Genomic DNA, 18,976 nt, shown 5'->3' with positions numbered 1-18,976 from the left:
TCAACGTGACCGGGTCGATGCGCCCTCAGCAGATGTCGAGGCGATTGAAGTCGTACGTCGCGTGGTCCGGGAAGTTGTAGATGTTGCCGTCCGCGGGGGCGTGGTACGCGTAGGTGGGACCCCAGAAACGGACCTGGGCTCCGCCGGTCTGGTTGTTGCGGACGGAGAGCGCGTCGATGAAGTTCGAGAGCGACCGCGTATCGCACTTGAACAAGTGGAAGATGCTGTGTTTGCCGTCGCCCTGACCGACCGCCACGCAGGCGATCCCGGATGCCCGGGAGCAGTCGATCAGCTCATCCCTCCGCTTGTCACCCGACACATCCCGCTTGACCCACTCGCCTGAGAACAGCGGGTAGATCTCCGGTGTCCAGGCGGCCGTTCCGGTCGCAACGTTCGGTGCTGCCTGTGCCGGTGCCTGCGCCGCCAGCGGAACGAGGGCCACTGCGGCGATCATCGTCACGGCCGTTGCAGTCGCCCGTTTTCTGATGCTTCTCAAGCTCATTCGGTCTCCTCCGTAGTCGCAACCGATGCAGCCGCGGCTGCTGCTGCTACCCGACCGGAGCGCTCACATCTCCTGCTCAGATGCCGTAGTGGCCAAGAGCTCCCCCGCGTCAGCGCCTGGCAGCGTAAAACGCGTCAGGGACGTCGCGGTCCTGACAGATGTCAGGGCGTGGTATTCGGGGCCGGCCGACGCTGCGGCCCCTCTGTTCCCCGGCGTGCGGTGGGTCGTGCGCGGCGTTATCCGCTCTGTCCTCACGACGAGAACCCGCGTGCCGCCCGCAGGATGTCACCCGGGGCCGTCCCGCACTGGGCCCATGCGATGCCGACACCCGCGTGCATGCGCACGGTCTGGTCGCCCAGGGGGATCGGCAGGTGGATCCGGTCCTGCATCCACACCGCGGCGGTGTGCGCGCCGGCGGGGTCCAGGCCGTCGGCCAGGACGACGAACTCGTCACCGCCGTACCGGGCCACCGTGTCGTCGTCGCGCACGGCCTCACCGAGCCGTCGGGCGACCTCGACGAGGACGCCGTCCCCCGCGTCGTGCCCGAAGCGGGTGTTGATGGCCTTGAAGTCGCGGAGGGCGAAGAACAGCACGGCCAGGCCGTGGGTGTCGGCGTCGCCCACGGGGGCCCGGACGTGAGTGTGGGGGGTTGTGGCCGGGTAGGCGTGGTCGAGGTAGGGGTCGTCGGCTCCTTCCGCGGCGTCGGACCCGTGCTCCCGGAGCGCGCAGAGCCGGGCGTCGATACGGGCATGCAGCTCGGCGGAGTTCGGCAGGCCGGTGAGGGCGTCGTGCGAGGCGCGGTGGGCGAGATCGAACTCGCGCTGTTTGCGCTCCTCGATGTCCTCGACGTGAGTGAGCAGGAAGCGGGGGCCCTCGGCCTCGTCCGCGACCACGCTGTTGCGCATCGAGACCCACAGGTACGTCCCGTCGCGGCGCCCGAGGCGCAGTTCCGCGCGCCCGCCCTCGGCGCTGGTGTGGAGCAGAGTGCCGATGTCCTCGGGGTGGACGAGGTCGGAGAAGGCGTAGCGGCGCATGGCGGAGGCCGGGCGGCCCAGCATGCGGCACAGTGCGTCGTTCGTCCGGAGGATGCGGCCGTTCCGGTCGCCGCCCAGCTCGGCGATGGCCATTCCGGTGGGCGCGTACTCGAAGGCCTGCCGGAAGGACTCCTCGCTGGCCCGCAGTGTCTGCTGCTCCCTGTCCAGTCTGACCAGTGCGCGTTGCATGTTCGTGCGCAGCCGCGCGTTGCTGATCGCGATGGCGGCCTGGAAGGCGTACTCCTCCAGGTCCCGGCGTTCGTCCGGCCTGGGACGGCGGCGGGTGAGGGGGTGGTCCACGGAGATCACGCCGATCAGCTCACCGTGCGAGGCACCGGAAGCGCTCCGGGCGTACATCGGGGCGAAGAGGCGGTCGGAGGGGTGCCACTCGTCCTCGAAGCGGGGGGCGGGGCCCTCGGTGTGCCACTGCGGGACGTCGTCGTCGTCGAGGACCCAGCCCTCGCTGTGCGGTATGAACACCAGGTCGCCCCAGTGCTCGCCCATGCTCAGCCTGCGGTCCCAGGACGCGCGCGAGCCGACACGGCCAGTGAGGAGGGCCTCGGCGGCGGAGTTGCCCGCCAAGGAGGCGACCACGAGATCGCCGTCCGGGCGGGCGAGGTTGACGCACGCCAGCTCGTAGCCGAGACCGGTGACGACTCCGTCGGCGACGATCTGCAGAGTGTCCGCGAGACTCCGGGCGAGATGCAGACCCTGGACCGCGGCCTGGAGATCGTGACTCTTGTCGATGGCGAGCGCGCTGCGGGTGGCGAACTCGGCGGCGACCGACAGGTCGGCGTCCTGGAAGGCCCGCTCGGCGGCGTGGCGCAGGAGGACCGCCGTGCCGATGATCCGCCGGCGGCCGTGCAGGGGCACGAGGACGGTGTGGCCGCCGCCGGGTGTCCCATGGCCCTCACCGAGCAGTTCCGGCAGCGCGGCGCCGCCGACCGGCGAGTCGGTGGCGACCGGCAGTGCCCCGTTCAGTACGTCGAAGAGCGCGCTGCCGGGGCGCACCTCGCACAGCGCGGCACCGCCTCCGGCGTGGAGCGGGTGCACCTGCTGCAACCGCAGGACCAGCGGGCCCGCCTGTTCTTCGTCGCCCATCGGGATCGGGTCCCGCAGATAGACCATGACCGCGTCGGCGACGGTGGGGACGACGGCCCGGCACAGCCGCGTCACGATGTCCTCCGCGTCCCTGCCCCGGGTGATCCGGCGGGCCGCCTCGGAGATGTCGCTCTGGGGGTCGGCGGCCGGGGACCGGGGGGATTCCAGTGCTGGGAAGGATGTCTCCTGGCCGGTCGGCGGGTTGTCCGGGGTTGTTCCGGACAACTCGAAGGGTTGTCCGGGCAGGTCTTGCCCGACCTGCCCGGGCGCGGAGGCGGCGGCTTCCGCCGGAGCAGCCGAGGGGATCGAGGACGACCAGTAGCCCACCTCGCCGGCCGCCTGCTGAACGGCCTCGTGCTCCTCGTCGAGGACGGCGCGTGCCTTCTCCAGCGCGCGGTCCACGTCGTTGAGCGCGGCGTCGTCGGGGCCGAGGGCGTGCAGGTCGGGGTGGGACAGCGGCGGCGCCGGCTCCTGCGTCCGGGAGGGCCCGTCCTCCCCCATACGGAGCCGCAGCTCGGCGAGTTCGGCCTCCAGCTCGTGGATACGGCGTGCCGCGTGGTCGGCGACCTGCTGGGCGATGCCCCGCTCCCGCTCGGCGCGGACCAGCTGTTCGCGCAGATCCGTCTCCTGCCGTTGCGCCCGTGAGAGCAGCTCCACGACCCCTTGGCCGTCGGGGAGTTCCGTCGTCACCGACTCCAGCGCGTCGAGCCTTCGCCTCAGTTCGGCGACCTTCGCCTGGGCCTGTCCGAGCATGACGAACAGCAACGTGGCGATGGACAGGGCCTGTTGCCGCCCGTGCTCGCCGGCCTCGTAGGCCTGGCGGACGCGCTGCATCTCCTGGAGGACCTCGATGGTGCGGTCCTTGGCCTCCAGCAACTCCCGGGCGGGGACCAGTTCCTGTGCCTCCGCGATGGCTGTGGGGTTGGTGCCCGCCCGGTCCCACAGCGTCCTCGCCTCCCCGAGGCGTCGCCGGGAGAGGTCGGCCTGTTCGTCGGGAAAGCAGACGTCGGCCACGGCCTCGACGAGATCCCACTCCAGAAACTCGCCGGACAGCCGGTCACGCAACCGGCGTAACTCGGGCACGGACCCGGCGACGAAGTGCTCGGGAGTGAGCCGCGCGTGCAACTCCCGCACGGACACCGCCGATTCGTCGAGCCAGGACCGGACCACCGCGACCAGCTGGTTGATCTCGACGCACGAGCCCCGGGCCGGTCCCCACGGTCGCCCCGCCCGCTTCCTCTGGCCGGCCACTCGTTCTCCCCCACGGTTTGTTCGCCGGACAACCCCCTGTTGTCACCGGAGAACACATCCAACCGTCCCACCTGCGGTTCCGCCCGGGGATCGTCGTAATTCGTCATCGACACCACACGACCCAGGCGGTGCCTCCATGAAACACACCTTCCCGGCGTTGCTGCTTCTCGCGCTGGCGGTGGCCGTCCTCTTCTCGCTTGTCGCCGCTGCGATCGCCTTCGCCCTCGCCCGCTGGGAGGGGGCCGCGGTGCCGACGGCCCTGTCCCGCTGCGGCATCGCGTTCGCCGCGAGCCTCACCCTGTGCCTGGCCGTCTTCACGGCGTTGGACCGGACGTAGCGGAGTGGGGACAGGGGGCAGGCGGTCGACGGAGCCAGGCCGCGAGGGCGCGGAAGTCGGCGTCCACGAGGCCCGCGGCCGGGTCGACGCGATGCAGCAGGGACGGCCCGGGGTGACTCACGTCGACCCACAGGTGATCCATCGTGCCGATCTCGTCGTCGACCCAGATGAACGGCCGGCCGCCGGCCCACTCGACGAGGGGGCCGGTCTTCCAGTGCAGGCCGTTCGGGCCCTGGTCGGCGCCGGGGGCCGGCCACTCCACCACGGGCAGTCGCGGCAGTCCGACGAGGGGAGAGACGACCTCGTTCGCCTCCTCCATCCAGGTCGTCGCCCAGATGAGCTGACAGTCGAGGGCCAGCAGACGCGGACCCAGCCCGGGGTCGAGCCGCTCCAGCAGGGGGTTTCCCCGATCGGGGCGGGCCGGAGAGCCGGCCGCAGCGGTCGGTGACCGAACGGACGGTGATCCGAATGGGAGGAGCGGGCCGTCAACGTCGAGGAAGAGGAGGGGACGATCCGTCGCGCCGGTCACGCCGGCACAATAGCCCGGCGCGGCGACGGCGGCTTCGTCAGCGCCGGGTCGTCCACAGGGCCGCCGCCCTCCCGTACCGCCGTCCACGGGGCCGCCGCCCTCCCGTACCGCCGTCCACGGGGCCGCCGCCCTCCCGTACCGCCGTCCCCGATATTCGGTGGCGCCCCCACCCCGCCCGGTCCACCATGCCCGCATGGTCTCAGGCGAACACACCGGCGAACGAGCGACATCCACCGCGTCAGGAACCTCGGACACGACGCGGTGGACGAAGGCCACCGTCTATCCCGACATGTGGGTCGATCCCGACGACGACCCTCGCGAGACCGACACCCAGCCGGTAGACGAACGCGGCATCCTCCTCGACTACCTGCGCAACTACCGCCTCACCTTCGAGATGAAGTGCGCGGGCCTGGACGCCGAGCAGATGGCCCGGCGGTCCTGCCCGCCGTCCACGATGTCGCTGCTCGGACTGGTGCGGCACCTGACGGAGGACGAGCGGCATATCCGCCGGGTGATGGCCGGCGAGGACGCGCCGAAGCTGTATCGGACGGAGGCGGACCGGGACGGTGACTTCAACGGTGCCGTCGCCGACCCGGCGGTCGTGGAAGAGGCCTGGCGGCAGTGGCGTGCCGAGTGCGAGCGCACGGACCGCTGGCTGGCCGGCGTCACCGACCTCGCCACGCGCAACACCGGCTTCTCCGACTACGGCCCCGAACCCGGCGGGCAGGTCCAGCTCCGCGACATCCTGGTCGCGCAGATCGCGGAGTACGCACGGCACTGCGGCCACGCCGACCTCCTGCGCGAACGGATCGACGGCCGCGTCGGGCAGTGAGGACCGGCCCACAAAAAATCGGCGGCAAAAAAAACCTCGGCGGCGATGTCGAGAACCCGTGCCCCGCTCCGTCCCCGGGGTGAAGGCGGCCAAGATGGGTCGCACCAGCACCGAGGAGAGCCACCATGGCCAAGTACCTGCTTCTGAAGCACTACCGCGGCGCCCCGGCAGCGGTCAACGACGTGCCCATGGACCAGTGGACGCCCGAGGAGATCTCGGCGCACCTGCAGTTCATGCGGGACTTCGCGGACCGGCTGGAGAAGACCGGCGAGTTCGTCGACGGTCAGGCGCTCGCCCCCGAGGGGGCATGGGTCCGGTACGACGGTGAGGGGCGCCCGCCGGTCACCGACGGCCCGTTCGCCGAGACCAAGGACCTCATCGCCGGCTGGATGATCATCGACGTCGACGGCTACGACCGTGCTGTGGAGCTGGCCGGGGAACTGTCGGCCGCCCCCGGGGCGGGAGGCAAGCCGATCCACGAGTGGCTGGAGGTGCGCCCCTTCCTGGCCGCCCACCCCACCGTCACGGACTGACCCCACCGATGGACGAGGCCCTCGTCAGAAGCCTCACGCCCGGCGTGCTCACGATCCTCGTCCGCCGCGGAGCCGACTTCGCGGCGGCCGAGGACGCCGTGCAGGACGCCCTGATCGAGGCGTTCCGCGTCTGGCCGGCAGACCCTCCCCGGGATCCGAAGGGCTGGCTGGTCACCGTGGCCTGGCGGAAGTTCCTCGACCAGGCGCGGGCCGACAGCGCCCGCCGACGGCGTGAGGACCTCGTCGAGGACGAGCCGCCGCCCGGGCCCGCGCCCGGCCTGGACGACACGCTCCAGCTCTACTTCCTGTGCGCCCACCCCTCGCTGACGCCGTCGTCGGCGGCCGCGCTCACGCTGCGCGCCGTCGGCGGGCTCACCACCCGGCAGATCGCCCGGGCCCATCTCGTGCCCGAGGCGACGATGGCCCAGCGCATCAGCCGGGCCAAGCGCACCGTCTCCGGCGTGCGGTTCGACCGGCCCGGCGACGTCGCGACCGTGCTGCGCGTGCTCTACCTGGTGTTCAACGAGGGCTACTCCGGCGACGTCGACCTCGCCGCCGAGGCCATCCGGCTCACCCGGCAGCTCGCGGCCGCGATCGACCACCCCGAGGTGGCGGGGCTGCTCGCCCTGATGCTGCTCCACCACGCGCGGCGGGCGTCCCGGACCGGGCCCGACGGCAGCCTGGTGCCACTCGCCGAGCAGGACCGCGGCCGGTGGGACACGCGGATGATCGCCGAGGGCATCGGGATCCTCCAGGCGGCCCTCGCCCGCGACCGGCTGGGCGAGTTCCAGGCCCAGGCCGCCGTCGCGGCACTCCACGCCGACGCACCCACCGCCGGGGAGACCGACTGGGTGCAGATCGTCGAGTGGTACGACGAACTCGTGCGCCTGACCGACAGCCCGGTCGTCCGGCTCAACCGCGCGGTGGCCCTCGGCGAGGCCGACGGACCGCGCGCCGGACTCGCGGCGCTCGCGGCACTGGACGACTCACTGCCCCGGTACGCGGCGGTGGCGGCGTACCTCCACGAGCGCGACGGTGACCCGGAAACGGCGGCCCGGCTGTACGCCGAGGCGGCCCGCAAAGCGCCCAACCTCGCCGAACGCGACTACCTGACCCGGCAGGCGGCCCGCCTCAACGCCGGCCGGCGCCGCTGACGGACCGCGTGGGGTGGGTCACCGCACCGTCAACGGCACGGGGTGCACCTCGTCCGCCTTGTGCCCGGCGCGCTCGTGAATGCGCTGGACCGCTTCGGCCGAGGGGGCCTCGGAGAGGCAGTAGACATGGCCGGATTCCGGGTCCGCCCAGGCCGTCTCGAAGTGGACCTGCTCGTCCTTCTCTATCGCGAGGTCCGCGTTGTGGGCTTCACGCAGCTGTTCCTCCGTGATGCCCTTCATGCCGCTGTGGACATCCATGAACTTGGGCATGCCTCGCGCCTCCTTCCGGCAACGGCGACGGCAACGCCGACGGCGCCGGCCCGCGCCGCCTCGCCTCCCTCCCATGCTCCGCCCGTACGGCCACCCGGGCGACCCCAAGCTCCACGCCGCAGGGCCCCGGCGAGACCGCCGGGGCCCTGAAGGACGTACGGAACGACACTGCGCCGGCGTCAGCCGCACTGGCAGGGGCTGCCCGACTGGCACCCGCAGCCACAGCCCGAGCCGCAGCCGCACGCGGCGATCAGGGGAAGGTTCCTGATCTCGGCGGGCTGTTCGGTCTCGCGCTGCCGGGCAGGGTCGGGCGTCGTGCTGGGGGATTCGGCCATGGGTCCCTCCTAGAGGCTGGTGCCTGTGCCCATTGGATGCCCATGGCGCTGGGCGCATCAACGGCGCATTGAGGCGCCCGCGCGCCCGGGCCGGACCTCCGCCGCGCGCCCGGGCCGGACCCCCGGCCCGCCCCCCGGGCACGACCCGTCAGGCGCTCTCCGCCCCCGGAACCGCCTGGATCTCCGGCTGCGCGTCCGCCTGGAGCTCGTCCGCGTGCTCGCCCGTCACCAGGTACACCACGCGCTTGGCGACCGAGACCGCGTGGTCGGCGAACCGCTCGTAGTAGCGGCCGAGCAGCGTGACGTCCACGGCCGTCTCGATGCCGTGCTTCCACCGGTCGTCCATCAGGTGCTGGAAGAGCGTGCGGTGCAGCAGGTCCATCTCGTCATCGTCCTGCTCCAGCTGGAGCGCCAGGTCGACGTCCTTGGTGATGATCACCTCGGCGGCCTTCGCCATCAGGCGCTGCGCGAGCTGGCCCATCTCCAGGATGGTGGCGTGCAGGTCGCTCGGGACCGCGCGGTCGGGGTAGCGCAGGCGTGCGAGCTTCGCCACGTGCTGGGCGAGGTCGCCCGAGCGCTCCAGGTCGGCCGACATCCGCAGCGACGTGACGACGATCCGCAGGTCCGTCGCCACCGGCTGCTGCCGCGCCAGCAGGGCTATGGCCCGGGCCTCCAGTTCGTGCTGGAGCTCGTCGACCCGCTGGTCGGCCTCGATGACGTTCTCGGCCAGCTTGAGGTCGGAGTCGAGCATGGCGGTCGTGGCGCGCCCGATCGCCGACCCGACCAGCCGGGCCATCTCCACCAGACCGTCGCCGATCGAATCCAGTTCCTCGTGGTACGCGTCCCGCATCAGGCTTTCCCTCTCGTGCGTCTCAGTCGGGGGTCCAAAGGGCCGGGGCCCACCGGACAACCGGCGGTACGACCGTCGTATTACCAACGGTCCGAACCCCACGCTCCCACGTTCCGGCTCTTACGCGTCCGTTTCCGTCACCCCAAATGAACCAATACTGGCTCCAAGGTGAACTCTGGGCGACGAGTGTTCGAGCTCGCAGCCCGACGGCTGTGGAGGGTGCCCGAGCCATGCCTAACCTGGGTGCATGGACGTGAACGCGGCGGTCGCCGCAGTGGCTGCGATCGCCGGGGTGCTCACCGGCGTCATCGCCATGCTCGCGTTCCGCTGGAGTGAGCGCGAGCAGAAGCGCCCCACCCGTAGCTCCCTGCACACCGACGCGGTGCTCCCGCCGGGGGTGGACACGGTCCTGTCGGTCCTCAGGTCGTCCGCCGTCGTCCTGGACGAGGCGGACGCCGTGGTCAAGGCCAGCTCGGCGGCGTACGCCCTCGGTCTGGTCCGCGGCGGCAAGCTCGCCGTCGAGCCGATGCTGCAGATGGCCAGGGACACCCGGCGGGACGGCGAGATACGCCAGGTCGAGCTTGACCTGCCGAGGCGCGGCACCGGACGCGGAGAGGCCCTGGCCGTCTCCGCGCGGGTCGCGCCGCTCGGCTCCCGGCTGGTGCTGCTCCTCGTGGAGGACCTGACCGAGGCCCGCCGCATCGAGGCGGTCCGGCGCGACTTCGTCGCGAACGTGAGCCACGAGCTGAAGACGCCCGTCGGCGCCCTGTCGCTGCTCTCCGAGGCCGTGATGGACGCATCCGACGACCCCGAGGCCGTCGAGCGGTTCGCCGGGCGCATGCAGATCGAGGCCACCCGGCTCACCAGCCTGGTGCAGGAGCTCATCGACCTCTCGCGGGTGCAGAACGACGACCCGCTGGAGGACGCCGAACCGGTCCGGGTCGACGAGCTCGTCGCCGAGGCCGTCGACCGCTGCCGGCACCAGGCCGGCGCCAAACAGATCACCATGGCCTCGAATGTATGGGCGCCCGAAGGGCCCGATCAGGGTGGTGGCGGGCGACGGGCCGGCGAAACCGCCGACCTGCGCGTCTGGGGAAACCGCGGCCAGCTCGCCGCCGCACTCGGCAACCTCGTCGAGAACGCCGTCAACTACTCACCCGCCCGCACCCGCGTCGGCATAGCGGCCCGCAGCGTGAACGCGCCCGGCGGGGACCACATCGAGATCGCCGTCACCGACCAGGGCATCGGCATCTCCGACAAGGACAAGGAGCGCATCTTCGAGCGCTTCTACCGCGTCGACCCGGCCCGCTCCCGTGCCACCGGCGGTACAGGACTAGGACTGGCGATCGTGAAGCACGTGGCCGCCTCGCACGGCGGGGAGGTCACGGTGTGGAGCGCCGAAGGCCAGGGCTCCACCTTCACCCTGCGGCTGCCGGAGGCCGGTGCGGCCCGCGACCGCGCACATCAGCAGCCCGCCCGAGAGACACGCGCAGGAGGCGCGGGCCTCGACGTGGAGGCCGGGCGGTCCACCTCTCCATCCCCCGATTCGAACGCGTACGAAACGCTTCCCGCCCCGGAGGTCCTTCCGTGACCCGTGTGCTCGTCGTCGAGGACGAGGAGTCCTTCTCCGACGCCCTGTCGTACATGCTCCGCAAAGAGGGCTTCGAGGTCGCGGTCGCGACCACCGGGCCCGACGGACTCGACGAGTTCGAGCGCAATGGCGCCGACCTCGTCCTCCTCGACCTCATGCTGCCCGGCCTGCCGGGCACCGAGGTGTGCCGCCAGCTGCGCGGCCGTTCCAACGTCCCCGTCATCATGGTGACCGCCAAGGACAGCGAGATCGACAAGGTCGTCGGGCTGGAGATAGGAGCCGACGACTACGTCACCAAGCCGTTCTCCTCGCGCGAGCTGGTCGCCCGCATCCGCGCCGTGCTGCGCCGCAGAGGCGAGCCCGAGGAGGTCACGCCGGCGGCCCTGGAGGCCGGTCCGGTCCGCATGGACGTCGACCGGCACGTGGTCACCGTCGGCGGCACCAAGATCGACCTGCCGCTGAAGGAGTTCGACCTGCTGGAGATGCTGCTGCGCAACGCCGGCCGCGTGCTCACGCGCATGCAGCTGATCGACCGGGTCTGGGGCGCCGACTACGTCGGTGACACCAAGACCCTCGATGTCCACGTCAAGCGCCTGCGCGCCAAGATCGAGCCGGACCCGGGCGCCCCGCGCTACCTGGTGACGGTCCGCGGCCTCGGCTACAAGTTCGAGCCGTAGACCGGCCGCCGCGCGACGGCACGACGACACGACGAAGGGCGGGCCCTCTCCTCGGAGAGGGCCCGCCCTTCGTTCTACGACCGACTGCTCAGTGCCCGGCGCTCGCGCTCGCCGAGGCCGCGTCGGTCGGCGTGCTCGACGCTCCGTGGCCACCCGGCGTCTCACCGCCCGCGGGGCTCTCCGGCGCGCCCGACTCACCCTCGGCGGGGGAACCGGACGGCGAACCGGACGGGGAGGACGAGGCGCCCGGCGCGGCCGGAACCTCCGTCGGGCCCCACTCCTTGAAGTAGTGCTCGGCGGGGACGACGAACGCGCGCAGGCTCACGGCACCCGTCTTGCTGAAGGTGAAGGTGACCTTCTGCGCGTTGCCGTCCTGCACCGCCTCGCGGCTGCTCGGCAGCATCGCCGTGGCGTTGTTCTGGCCGCCCAGGATCAGCGAGCCGCCGGGCGGGATGGTGAGGCTGCCGCCCTTGGCGGGCTTCAGCTGGGCGGTCTTGCCGGTGCCCGGGAGGGTGATGGACTCCAGCGTCTCGGCAGTGCGGCCGGAGTTGAAGAAGGTCGCGGAGATCGCGGCCGGGCCGGTCGACTCGAGGTCGGGCTGCGTGATCACGACAGCGTTCTGGATCTTGATGTCGCCGACGCTCGTGGCAGCGTTGTCCGGCTTGATCTCCAGGGTCTGGGCGTCGGAGCCGGCGCCGCACGCGGCGAGCGAGGCGATCGAGAACGCGGTGACGACGGCGGCGAGGGCACCGCGTCGAAGGCTGCTGCTCACGGCGGCGGCAACTCCTTGACTCGAGCGGAGCGGCCGATAAAGCCGCCCTAAGTGTCTGTCAGCGGGCCTTAGGTTACCGAGCCGTCCTCGTCCGGCCGCACCCGACCCCCCGTCACCGCCGAGTCCACCCGAGTCACACATGACTGCCGCGTCACATTGGCGTGGTGCTCGTCCGGCATTCACATAAGAGCCCCGGGCAGTAGCACGGATTTTCAGTGGAGGAATGCGCGGGGCACCTCGGAATTGATCACCGACGGCCCGTCCGGGAACCTCGTGATCAATTCCGGATTCGACCGGAACCCGGCTCGGGCCTCCGAACGGAGTAGCGGAAGTCGATCATACGGAACTGGACATATGGGGATGTTCGGCCGTCTGGAGGATGCTCCGGATGCGTGTAACGTACGCGTTTCGCTCACCCCGGAGAGCCGCTCCCACCTGCGAATACCTTCTTCCACTCCCTGTCCGAAGCACGTTCCTGTCGGAGTTGTCAAGCCCCGAGATGCGCCCTGACCTGCGAAAACGCCATTCAGAACCCGCGATTTCCGTGTTACCCTGGATAGCCACGGAAGGGGTACCTGTCACATGACGTTCAAGGTTGGCGACACCGTGGTCTATCCCCATCACGGGGCCGCGCTGATCGAGGCTATCGAAACTCGCCAGATCAAAGGCGTGGACAAGACCTACTTGGTGCTGAAGGTCGCCCAGGGCGACCTGACGGTACGTGTGCCAGCGGACAATGCGGAGTTCGTCGGCGTGCGTGATGTGGTCGGTCAGGACGGGCTGGACCGGGTCTTCGAGGTGCTGCGCGCGCCGTACGCCGAGGAGCCCACGAACTGGTCCCGTCGATACAAGGCAAACCTGGAGAAGCTCGCCTCGGGCGATGTCATCAAGGTCGCGGAAGTGGTGCGTGACCTGTGGCGTCGTGAGCGCGAGCGTGGACTCTCCGCCGGTGAGAAGCGCATGCTCGCCAAGGCCCGCCAGATCCTGGTGAGCGAGCTGGCCCTCGCGGAGAACACCAACGAGGACAAGGCCGAAGCCCTGCTCGACGAGGTTCTCGCCTCCTGAGGCGAAGCCGGTCGTTCAGCGCTCTGCGCATCAAGCGCGCGCCTGCACATCGAAATGCCGCGGTGCCCGATGACGAATTCTCTGTCGCCGGGCGCTGCGGCATGTTCATACTCCGACGCCGATGCGCCACCGCCCCAGAGTGTGCTATCACTCACGCCCCGGTGTTTCGGGGTGCCGGGCCCGGGCAGCCGGCTCGACCAGCGTCACGGAAGGGTCCGGTCGAGCGCGTCGCGCCCGGCACTCCTCCAGGCCATACCCACGCCAGGCCAGCACACAAACCTGACAGGAACCGATGTCTGACGATTCGCGTCCCTCGCCGCCCGCCGGCCCCTCGGCGGCCCGTACGGCGGCCGTGATCCCGGCCGCCGGCCGCGGTGTGCGGCTCGGTCCGGGCGCGCCCAAGGCGCTGCGCGCGCTGAGCGGCACCCCCATGCTGATCCACGCGGTCCGCGCGATGGCCGCCTCCCGGGCCGTCTCCCTGGTCGTCGTCGTGGCCCCGCCCGAGGGCGCCGCTGAGGTCAGGTCCCTGCTCGACGCGCACGCGCTGCCCGAGCGGACGGACTTCCTCGTCGTGCCGGGCGGGCAGAGCCGCCAGGAGTCAGTGAAGCTCGGGCTGGACGCCTTGCCGCCCGGCCACGACATCGTGCTGGTCCACGACGCGGCCCGGCCGCTGGTGCCGGTGGACACGGTCGACGCGGTGATCGAGGCCGTGCGCGACGGCGCACCCGCCGTGGTTCCGGCGCTCCCGCTGGCCGACACCGTCAAGCAGGTCGAGCCCGCCGGCACCCCCGGCGAGCCGGAGCCGGTCGTCGCCACGCCGGAGCGCGCCCTGCTGAGGGCGGTGCAGACCCCGCAGGGCTTCGACCGGGCCACGCTGGTCCGGGCGCACGAGACGGTCACCGGCGAGGTCACCGACGACGCCGGCATGGTCGAGCAGCTCGGCCTCACGGTCGTGGCCGTGCCCGGCCACGAGGAGGCCTTCAAGGTCACCCGCCCCCTGGACCTGGTTCTCGCCGAGGCGGTCCTGGCCCGCAGGAGGCTCAACGATGGCTTCTGACCAGCCCGTTCTGCCCCAGGTCGGCATCGGCACCGACATCCACGCCTTCGAGGAGGGCCGCGAGCTGTGGTGCGCCGGCCTGAAGTGGGAGGGCGAGGGCCCGGGCCTGGCCGGCCACTCCGACGCGGACGTCGTCGCACACGCCGCCTGCAACGCCCTCTTCTCCGCCGCCGGCCTCGGCGACCTGGGGCAGCACTTCGGCACGGGCCGCCCCGAGTGGTCGGGCGCCTCCGGCGTCACCCTCCTGACGGAGGCCGCGCGCATCGTGCGCGAGGCGGGCTTCCGGATCGGCAACATCGCCGTACAGGTGGTGGGCCCCCGCCCGAAGATCGGCAAGCGCCGGGACGAGGCGCAGAAACTCCTGTCCGAGGCGGCCGGAGCCCCGGTGTCGGTGTCGGGCGCGACGACGGACGGCCTCGGCTTCCCCGGCCGGGACGAAGGGCTGATGGCGGTGGCCACGGCGCTGGTGGTGCGCGCGGGCTGAGGGCAGGCGTTCGGGGCGGACCCGTTGCCAATGTCACGAATATGTGAGCCCCGAGGTGAAGGTCCTGATGCACACCCCGGGGCCCACTACCCTGGAGTGGTGACTATTCGCCTGTACGACACCAGCGCCCGGCAGATCCGTGACTTCTCCCCGCTCCAGCCGGGTTGCGTCTCGATCTACCTGTGCGGTGCCACCGTGCAGGCCGCCCCGCACATCGGGCACATCCGGTCCGGGCTGAACTTCGACATCATGCGCCGCTGGTTCGAGTACCGCGGCTACGACGTCACGTTCGTGCGGAACGTCACCGACATCGACGACAAGATCATCGCCAAGTCGGCCGACCAGAACCGCCCTTGGTGGGCCATCGGCTACGAGAACGAGCGGGCGTTCAACGACGGCTACCGCGCCCTCGGCTGCCTGCCCCCGACCTACGAGCCGCGTGCCACCGGCCACATCACCGAGATGGTCGAGATGATGCGCGGCCTCATCGAGCGCGGGCACGCCTACGAGGCCGACGGCAGCGTCTACTTCGACGTCCGCTCCTTCCCCGCGTACCTGGCGCTGTCCAACCAGGACATCGACGACCTGCGCCAGCCCGACGAGGGCGTCTCGGGCAAGCGCGACCCGCGCGACTTCGCCATGTGGAAGGCCACCAAGCCCGGCGAGCCCGACTGGGAGACGCCCTGGGGCCGCGGCCGTCCCGGCTGGCACCTGGAGTGCTCGGCGATGGCCCACAAGTACCTCGGGACCGCCTTCGACATCCACGGCGGCGGCCTGGACCTGGTCTTCCCGCACCACGAGAACGAGATCGCCCAGGCCAAGGCCTACGGCGACGAGTTCGCCCGGTACTGGGTGCACAACGCCTGGGTCACCATGAGCGGCGAGAAGATGTCCAAGTCGCTCGGCAACTCGGTGCTGGTCAGCGAGATGGTCAAGCGCTGGCGTCCCATCGTGCTGCGCTACTACCTGGGCACCCCGCACTACCGGTCGATGATCGAGTACAGCGAGGAGGCGCTGCGCGAGGCCGAGTCGGCGTTCGCGCGGATCGAGGGCTTCGTGCAGCGCGTGGTCGAGAAGGCCGGCGTCGTCGAGCCCGCCCCCGAGGTGCCGCTCGCCTTCGCCGAGGCCATGGACGACGACCTGGGCGTGCCGCAGGCGCTCGCCGTGGTGCACACCACGGTCCGGCAGGGCAACAGCGCCCTGGCCGCCGACGACAAGGAAGCCGCGGTGGCCCGGCTCGCCGAGGTCCGCGCGATGCTGGGCGTGCTCGGTCTCGACCCGCTGGACCCCCAGTGGGCCGGGGAGGGCGACCGCGGCGATGATCTGCACGGTGTGGTCGACACGCTCGTCCGCATGGTGCTGGACCAGCGCGAGGCCGCCCGGGCCCGCAAGGACTGGCCCACCGCGGACGCCATCCGCGACCAGCTGAGCCAGTCCGGTCTGGTCATCGAGGACAGCCCGCAGGGGCCGCGATGGAGCCTCGGCCCGCGCTGAGACCAGTCCCACGGGCTGATCGACTGTGCCGCCGGGGCCTCCGGGCGGCACACTGCACAGACGTAAGAGCCGTACACAGACGTACGTACGCATCACTTCACGGAGACAGGTAGCTCAATGGCCGCGAACAACCGCCGCATGTCCGGCAAGAAGGGCGCGCAGGTCGGCAGTGGCGGCCAGCGGCGCCGGGGCCTGGAAGGCAAGGGCCCGACCCCGCCCGCCGAGATGCGCAAGGGGCACAAGAAGAACCGCGTCGCCAACGCCAAGGCGAAGCAGGCCGTGCGCCGGCCCACCGTGCGCGGCCGGGGCGGCAAGGGCACGTCCGAGCTGGTCGTCGGGCGCAACCCGGTCCTGGAGGCGTTGCGCGAGGGCGTGCCGGCCTCGACCCTCTACGTCCAGCAGTTCATCGACAACGACGAGCGGGTGCGCGAGGCCCTCCAGGTCGCCGCCGAGCGCGGCGGGATCAACCTCATGGAGGCCCCGCGCCCCGAGCTGGACCGGATGACCAACGGTCTCAACCACCAGGGCATGGTGCTCCAGGTCCCGCCGTACGAGTACGCCCACCCCGAGGACCTGGCGTCCGCCGCCTACGACGAGGGCGTGGACCCGCTGATCGTCGCCCTCGACGGCGTCACCGACCCGCGCAACCTCGGCGCGGTCGTCCGCTCCGTCTCCGCCTTCGGCGGTCACGGTGTGGTCGTCCCCGAGCGCCGTGCGGCAGGTATGACGGCCGGTGCCTGGAAGACGTCCGCCGGTGCGGCGGCCCGCACCCCGGTCGCCCGCGCCACCAACCTGACCCGGACCCTGGAGGCGTACAAGAAGGCCGGCATCACGGTCGTCGGCCTGGCCGCCGACGGCGAGGCCGACCTCGGCGAGCTTCCGGCGCTGAACGGCCCGGTCGTCATCGTCGTCGGCAGTGAGGGAAAGGGCCTGTCCCGGCTGGTCGGAGAGACCTGTGACGTCCGGGTGCGGATCCCGATGCCGGGCGGCGCCGAGTCGCTCAACGCCGGTGTGGCGGCGGGGATCGTGCTGTACGAGGCGGCCCGCCGACGTCACTGAACAGGCGTCCGGAACTTCACCCGTACGGGGTAATTCCGGTGTCAACGGCGCGACGAGGACAAGCTTGACGGGGTCCGGACAGATCTGGCGGGTCAAAGCAGTGTCCTAATGCGACGTCACTCGGTTAGATGAGTGTGGACACCAGAACACCCCGCACACCCACGGGGGACCGCTCGTCGGGACTCGACGACGCTCCCGCGCTGAGCATGGTGAAGGTGCCGAGCGACCCGGCGCAGGTCATCGTCAATCACGCGAGTTTCCGCGTGCAGTTGGGCGTATCGACGCGTCGCGTCCAGTCCCCCCGGGTCGCACGGCATCTGACCGCCACCGAGGACACCGCCCGCATCCCTCAGGTGGGGGGCGAGGCGGACGGGGCCACCGCCCGCCGCCGGCCCGTCGTCTGGAGCGGCAGATCCGCCCCCGACGACACCGGCGCACACCGGCTCCTGCAGGCCGTGCGGCACGAGAGCGTCCGCCACGCCGACGAGCCTGCCTCCGACACCGGAGCCACCCAGGTCATCTCCCGTGTGGGCCCGGGCTACGACGACCCCGGGTACCAGGGCGCGGGCTACAGCGGCGGCGGCTACGAGGACAACCTCGCCCAGACCGTCGAGACCCCGGTCGTCGGCCCCCAGCGCACCCACGAACCCGCCGACGGCACCCGGCTGCTGCCGCCCATGCGCACCGTCGGCAGCGCCTACGACGAACCGGCGTACGGCGAACCGGCCTACGGCGACGGAGAGTTCGAGGAGTCGGTCTCCGGCGCGGACGGCACTGGGCGCCGGGCCAAGCGGCACGGCGACGACCCGGCCCGGCACGCCTACTACCCGGGCCGTCGGATGAACCTCGGCGTCGTCCTGCTCCCGTTGCGGGTCTTCCTCGGCTTCATCTCGATCTACGCCGGCATGGGCAAGCTGTGCGACCCCGTCTACTTCGAAGGCGGCAAGCGCGGCTCCATGGTCAAGTGGCTCAACACGCTGCACCCGTGGGAAGTCGCCGAGCCGCTGCGCCAGTTCGCCCTGGAACACCCGGTGGGCGCCGGCCTGGTCATCGCCTTCGCCCAGGTCATCGTCGGCGTCCTGACGGTGCTGGGCTGCTGGCAGCGCGTCGCCGCCTGCCTGGGCGCCCTGCTGTCGGCCGCGCTGCTGGTCACGGTCAGCTGGAAGAGCGTCCCCGCCTACGAGACGCCCGACATCATCTACCTCGCCGCCTGGTCGCCGCTGATCATCGCCGGCGCCCCCGTGTACTCCGTCGACGGCCGCCTGGCCGGCAGCGCCTGGCGCCGTCTCGGCCCCCGCGCCGACATCTGGGACCTGCGCCGCTACGTGCTGCGCCGCGGTGCCCTCGTCACCGCCATCGCCACCGGCGTCACCCTGCTCGTCGGCTCGCTGCTCGGCGGTGCCGTCCGCGACGCCGACCGGGTCGTCGTCCCGGGTCCCGGCGAGGCCCCCCGCAACGAACTGCCCGGCTCGCCGCTCCCGGGTGAGCCCGGCAAGCGCAAGGAGAAGCGGACCCCGTCGGCTTCCTCCTCCTCGCCCACCCAGGGCGCCACGGCCGGCTCCGCGAGCCCGAGCGCGGGCACCACGACCCGGCCGGACGCCACCCGCGACACCGGCACCGTCACCGGCGGCTCGCCCAGTCAGACCCAGGGCACCGCGGGCCAGGCCCCGCCCCAGCAGTCCACCCCGGAGAACCAGGCCCCCAGCACCACGACCGGCCCCACCTCCGGCGGCACGGCGACGGGCGGCGCGGGCTCGACGGGCGGCTCGGGCGACGACGGCTCGTCCTCCACGGGCCGGCCGGGCCTGGTGGGCGGCCTTCTGGGCTAGCCCCCGCCCCGAACGACAGAGGGGCCCCGCACCGGGAGGCGCGGGGCCCTCTCACGCGTAGGGTCGGACGTCCCTCAAGGGGTGCGGGGAGCTGCGCGAGTGACCACATCGGGTCCGCGGCCGCCTGGCATGCCGGGGGCAGTTCTTGGCGCGTGCGGGTCGGACGTCCCTCAAGGGGTGCGGGGAGCTGCGCGAGTGACCACATCGGGTCCGCGGCCGA

General features: G+C 71.6%; 19 protein-coding genes. 12 read left to right on the top strand and 7 right to left on the bottom strand.

The window, feature by feature from the left end; all coding sequences use genetic code 11:
• Window positions 1-25: 25 nt before the first annotated feature.
• On the bottom strand, window positions 26-496 hold the full coding sequence (locus tag A4E84_RS18290) for a hypothetical protein (protein ID WP_159029591.1): 471 nt from the start codon (window positions 494-496) through the stop codon (window positions 26-28).
• Window positions 497-753: 257 nt separating this feature from the next.
• The gene (gene cdgB / locus A4E84_RS18285; RefSeq protein WP_062931505.1) at window positions 754-2,283 is read right to left on the bottom strand and encodes a diguanylate cyclase CdgB; all 1,530 of its coding nucleotides are present in this window, start codon (window positions 2,281-2,283) and stop codon (window positions 754-756) included.
• Between the two features lie 1,741 nt (window positions 2,284-4,024).
• On the opposite strand from cdgB, the gene A4E84_RS18280 reads away from it, so the two are divergent.
• Window positions 4,025-4,225 (top strand): hypothetical protein, encoded by a 201-nt coding sequence (locus A4E84_RS18280; protein ID WP_062927617.1) that lies wholly within the window; start codon window positions 4,025-4,027, stop codon window positions 4,223-4,225.
• Here A4E84_RS18280 and A4E84_RS18275 read toward each other — a convergent pair.
• Window positions 4,203-4,754 carry an HAD domain-containing protein gene (locus tag A4E84_RS18275; RefSeq protein ID WP_062927616.1) on the bottom strand — a complete coding sequence of 184 codons (552 nt, stop codon included), beginning with the start codon at window positions 4,752-4,754 and terminating at the stop codon, window positions 4,203-4,205. The genes A4E84_RS18280 and A4E84_RS18275 overlap by 23 nt on opposite strands.
• 193 nt (window positions 4,755-4,947) lie before the next feature.
• On the opposite strand from A4E84_RS18275, the gene A4E84_RS18270 reads away from it, so the two are divergent.
• The 3 genes from A4E84_RS18270 to A4E84_RS18260 all read left to right on the top strand — a co-directional run bounded on the left by A4E84_RS18270 (window position 4,948) and on the right by A4E84_RS18260 (window position 7,273).
• Window positions 4,948-5,586: a DinB family protein gene (locus A4E84_RS18270; RefSeq protein WP_418082205.1), complete on the top strand. Its 639-nt coding sequence runs from the start codon at window positions 4,948-4,950 to the stop codon at window positions 5,584-5,586.
• Between the two features lie 125 nt (window positions 5,587-5,711).
• On the top strand, window positions 5,712-6,119 hold the full coding sequence (locus A4E84_RS18265; RefSeq protein WP_062927614.1) for a YciI family protein: 408 nt from the start codon (window positions 5,712-5,714) through the stop codon (window positions 6,117-6,119).
• Between the two features lie 8 nt (window positions 6,120-6,127).
• The gene (locus A4E84_RS18260) at window positions 6,128-7,273 is read left to right on the top strand and encodes an RNA polymerase sigma factor (protein WP_062927613.1); all 1,146 of its coding nucleotides are present in this window, start codon (window positions 6,128-6,130) and stop codon (window positions 7,271-7,273) included.
• A gap of 18 nt (window positions 7,274-7,291) precedes the next feature.
• Here A4E84_RS18260 and A4E84_RS18255 read toward each other — a convergent pair whose 3' ends face one another.
• The 3 genes from A4E84_RS18255 to phoU all read right to left on the bottom strand — a co-directional run bounded on the left by A4E84_RS18255 (window position 7,292) and on the right by phoU (window position 8,728).
• On the bottom strand, window positions 7,292-7,543 hold the full coding sequence (locus tag A4E84_RS18255) for an SCO4226 family nickel-binding protein (protein ID WP_062927612.1): 252 nt from the start codon (window positions 7,541-7,543) through the stop codon (window positions 7,292-7,294).
• Window positions 7,544-7,722: 179 nt separating this feature from the next.
• The gene (locus A4E84_RS43450; protein ID WP_167455410.1) at window positions 7,723-7,878 is read right to left on the bottom strand and encodes a hypothetical protein; all 156 of its coding nucleotides are present in this window, start codon (window positions 7,876-7,878) and stop codon (window positions 7,723-7,725) included.
• Window positions 7,879-8,026: 148 nt separating this feature from the next.
• Window positions 8,027-8,728: a phosphate signaling complex protein PhoU gene (gene phoU / locus A4E84_RS18250; protein WP_062927611.1), complete on the bottom strand. Its 702-nt coding sequence runs from the start codon at window positions 8,726-8,728 to the stop codon at window positions 8,027-8,029.
• A 247-nt stretch (window positions 8,729-8,975) separates the two neighbouring features.
• Between phoU and phoR the strand changes: the two genes are divergently transcribed.
• Both phoR and phoP read left to right on the top strand, forming a co-directional pair.
• Entirely contained in the window at window positions 8,976-10,319 is a 1,344-nt protein-coding gene (phoR, locus tag A4E84_RS18245) for a two-component system sensor histidine kinase PhoR (RefSeq protein ID WP_062927610.1), read from the top strand.
• A gap of 5 nt (window positions 10,320-10,324) precedes the next feature.
• Window positions 10,325-10,996: a two-component system response regulator PhoP gene (gene phoP / locus A4E84_RS18240; protein WP_020271862.1), complete on the top strand. Its 672-nt coding sequence runs from the start codon at window positions 10,325-10,327 to the stop codon at window positions 10,994-10,996.
• Between the two features lie 88 nt (window positions 10,997-11,084).
• Here the strand turns inward: phoP and A4E84_RS18235 are convergent, their stop codons facing one another.
• Window positions 11,085-11,768, bottom strand: a complete 684-nt coding sequence (locus tag A4E84_RS18235) for a copper chaperone PCu(A)C domain-containing protein (RefSeq protein ID WP_062927609.1) — start codon at window positions 11,766-11,768, stop codon at window positions 11,085-11,087.
• A 582-nt stretch (window positions 11,769-12,350) separates the two neighbouring features.
• On the opposite strand from A4E84_RS18235, the gene A4E84_RS18230 reads away from it, so the two are divergent.
• The 6 genes from A4E84_RS18230 to A4E84_RS18205 all read left to right on the top strand — a co-directional run bounded on the left by A4E84_RS18230 (window position 12,351) and on the right by A4E84_RS18205 (window position 18,756).
• On the top strand, window positions 12,351-12,833 hold the full coding sequence (locus tag A4E84_RS18230; protein ID WP_003953493.1) for a CarD family transcriptional regulator: 483 nt from the start codon (window positions 12,351-12,353) through the stop codon (window positions 12,831-12,833).
• Between the two features lie 292 nt (window positions 12,834-13,125).
• Entirely contained in the window at window positions 13,126-13,890 is a 765-nt protein-coding gene (gene ispD, locus A4E84_RS18225) for a 2-C-methyl-D-erythritol 4-phosphate cytidylyltransferase (RefSeq protein WP_062927608.1), read from the top strand.
• A complete protein-coding gene (ispF, locus tag A4E84_RS18220) occupies window positions 13,880-14,374 on the top strand; it encodes a 2-C-methyl-D-erythritol 2,4-cyclodiphosphate synthase (RefSeq protein ID WP_062927607.1) in 495 nt (164 codons plus the stop codon). The genes ispD and ispF overlap by 11 nt, the downstream gene beginning before the upstream one ends.
• 99 nt (window positions 14,375-14,473) lie before the next feature.
• Complete coding sequence (gene cysS / locus A4E84_RS18215; protein ID WP_062927606.1) at window positions 14,474-15,868, top strand: cysteine--tRNA ligase; 1,395 nt, start codon at window positions 14,474-14,476, stop codon at window positions 15,866-15,868.
• Between the two features lie 117 nt (window positions 15,869-15,985).
• Complete coding sequence (rlmB, locus tag A4E84_RS18210; protein ID WP_062927605.1) at window positions 15,986-16,927, top strand: 23S rRNA (guanosine(2251)-2'-O)-methyltransferase RlmB; 942 nt, start codon at window positions 15,986-15,988, stop codon at window positions 16,925-16,927.
• Window positions 16,928-17,055: 128 nt separating this feature from the next.
• A complete protein-coding gene (locus tag A4E84_RS18205) occupies window positions 17,056-18,756 on the top strand; it encodes a DoxX family protein (protein ID WP_062927604.1) in 1,701 nt (566 codons plus the stop codon).
• Window positions 18,757-18,976: the final 220 nt, after the last annotated feature.

The organism is Streptomyces qaidamensis (assembly GCF_001611795.1).
GTDB classification, from domain to species: domain Bacteria; phylum Actinomycetota; class Actinomycetes; order Streptomycetales; family Streptomycetaceae; genus Streptomyces; species Streptomyces qaidamensis.
This window is presented reverse-complemented; position numbering and strand designations above follow the sequence as displayed.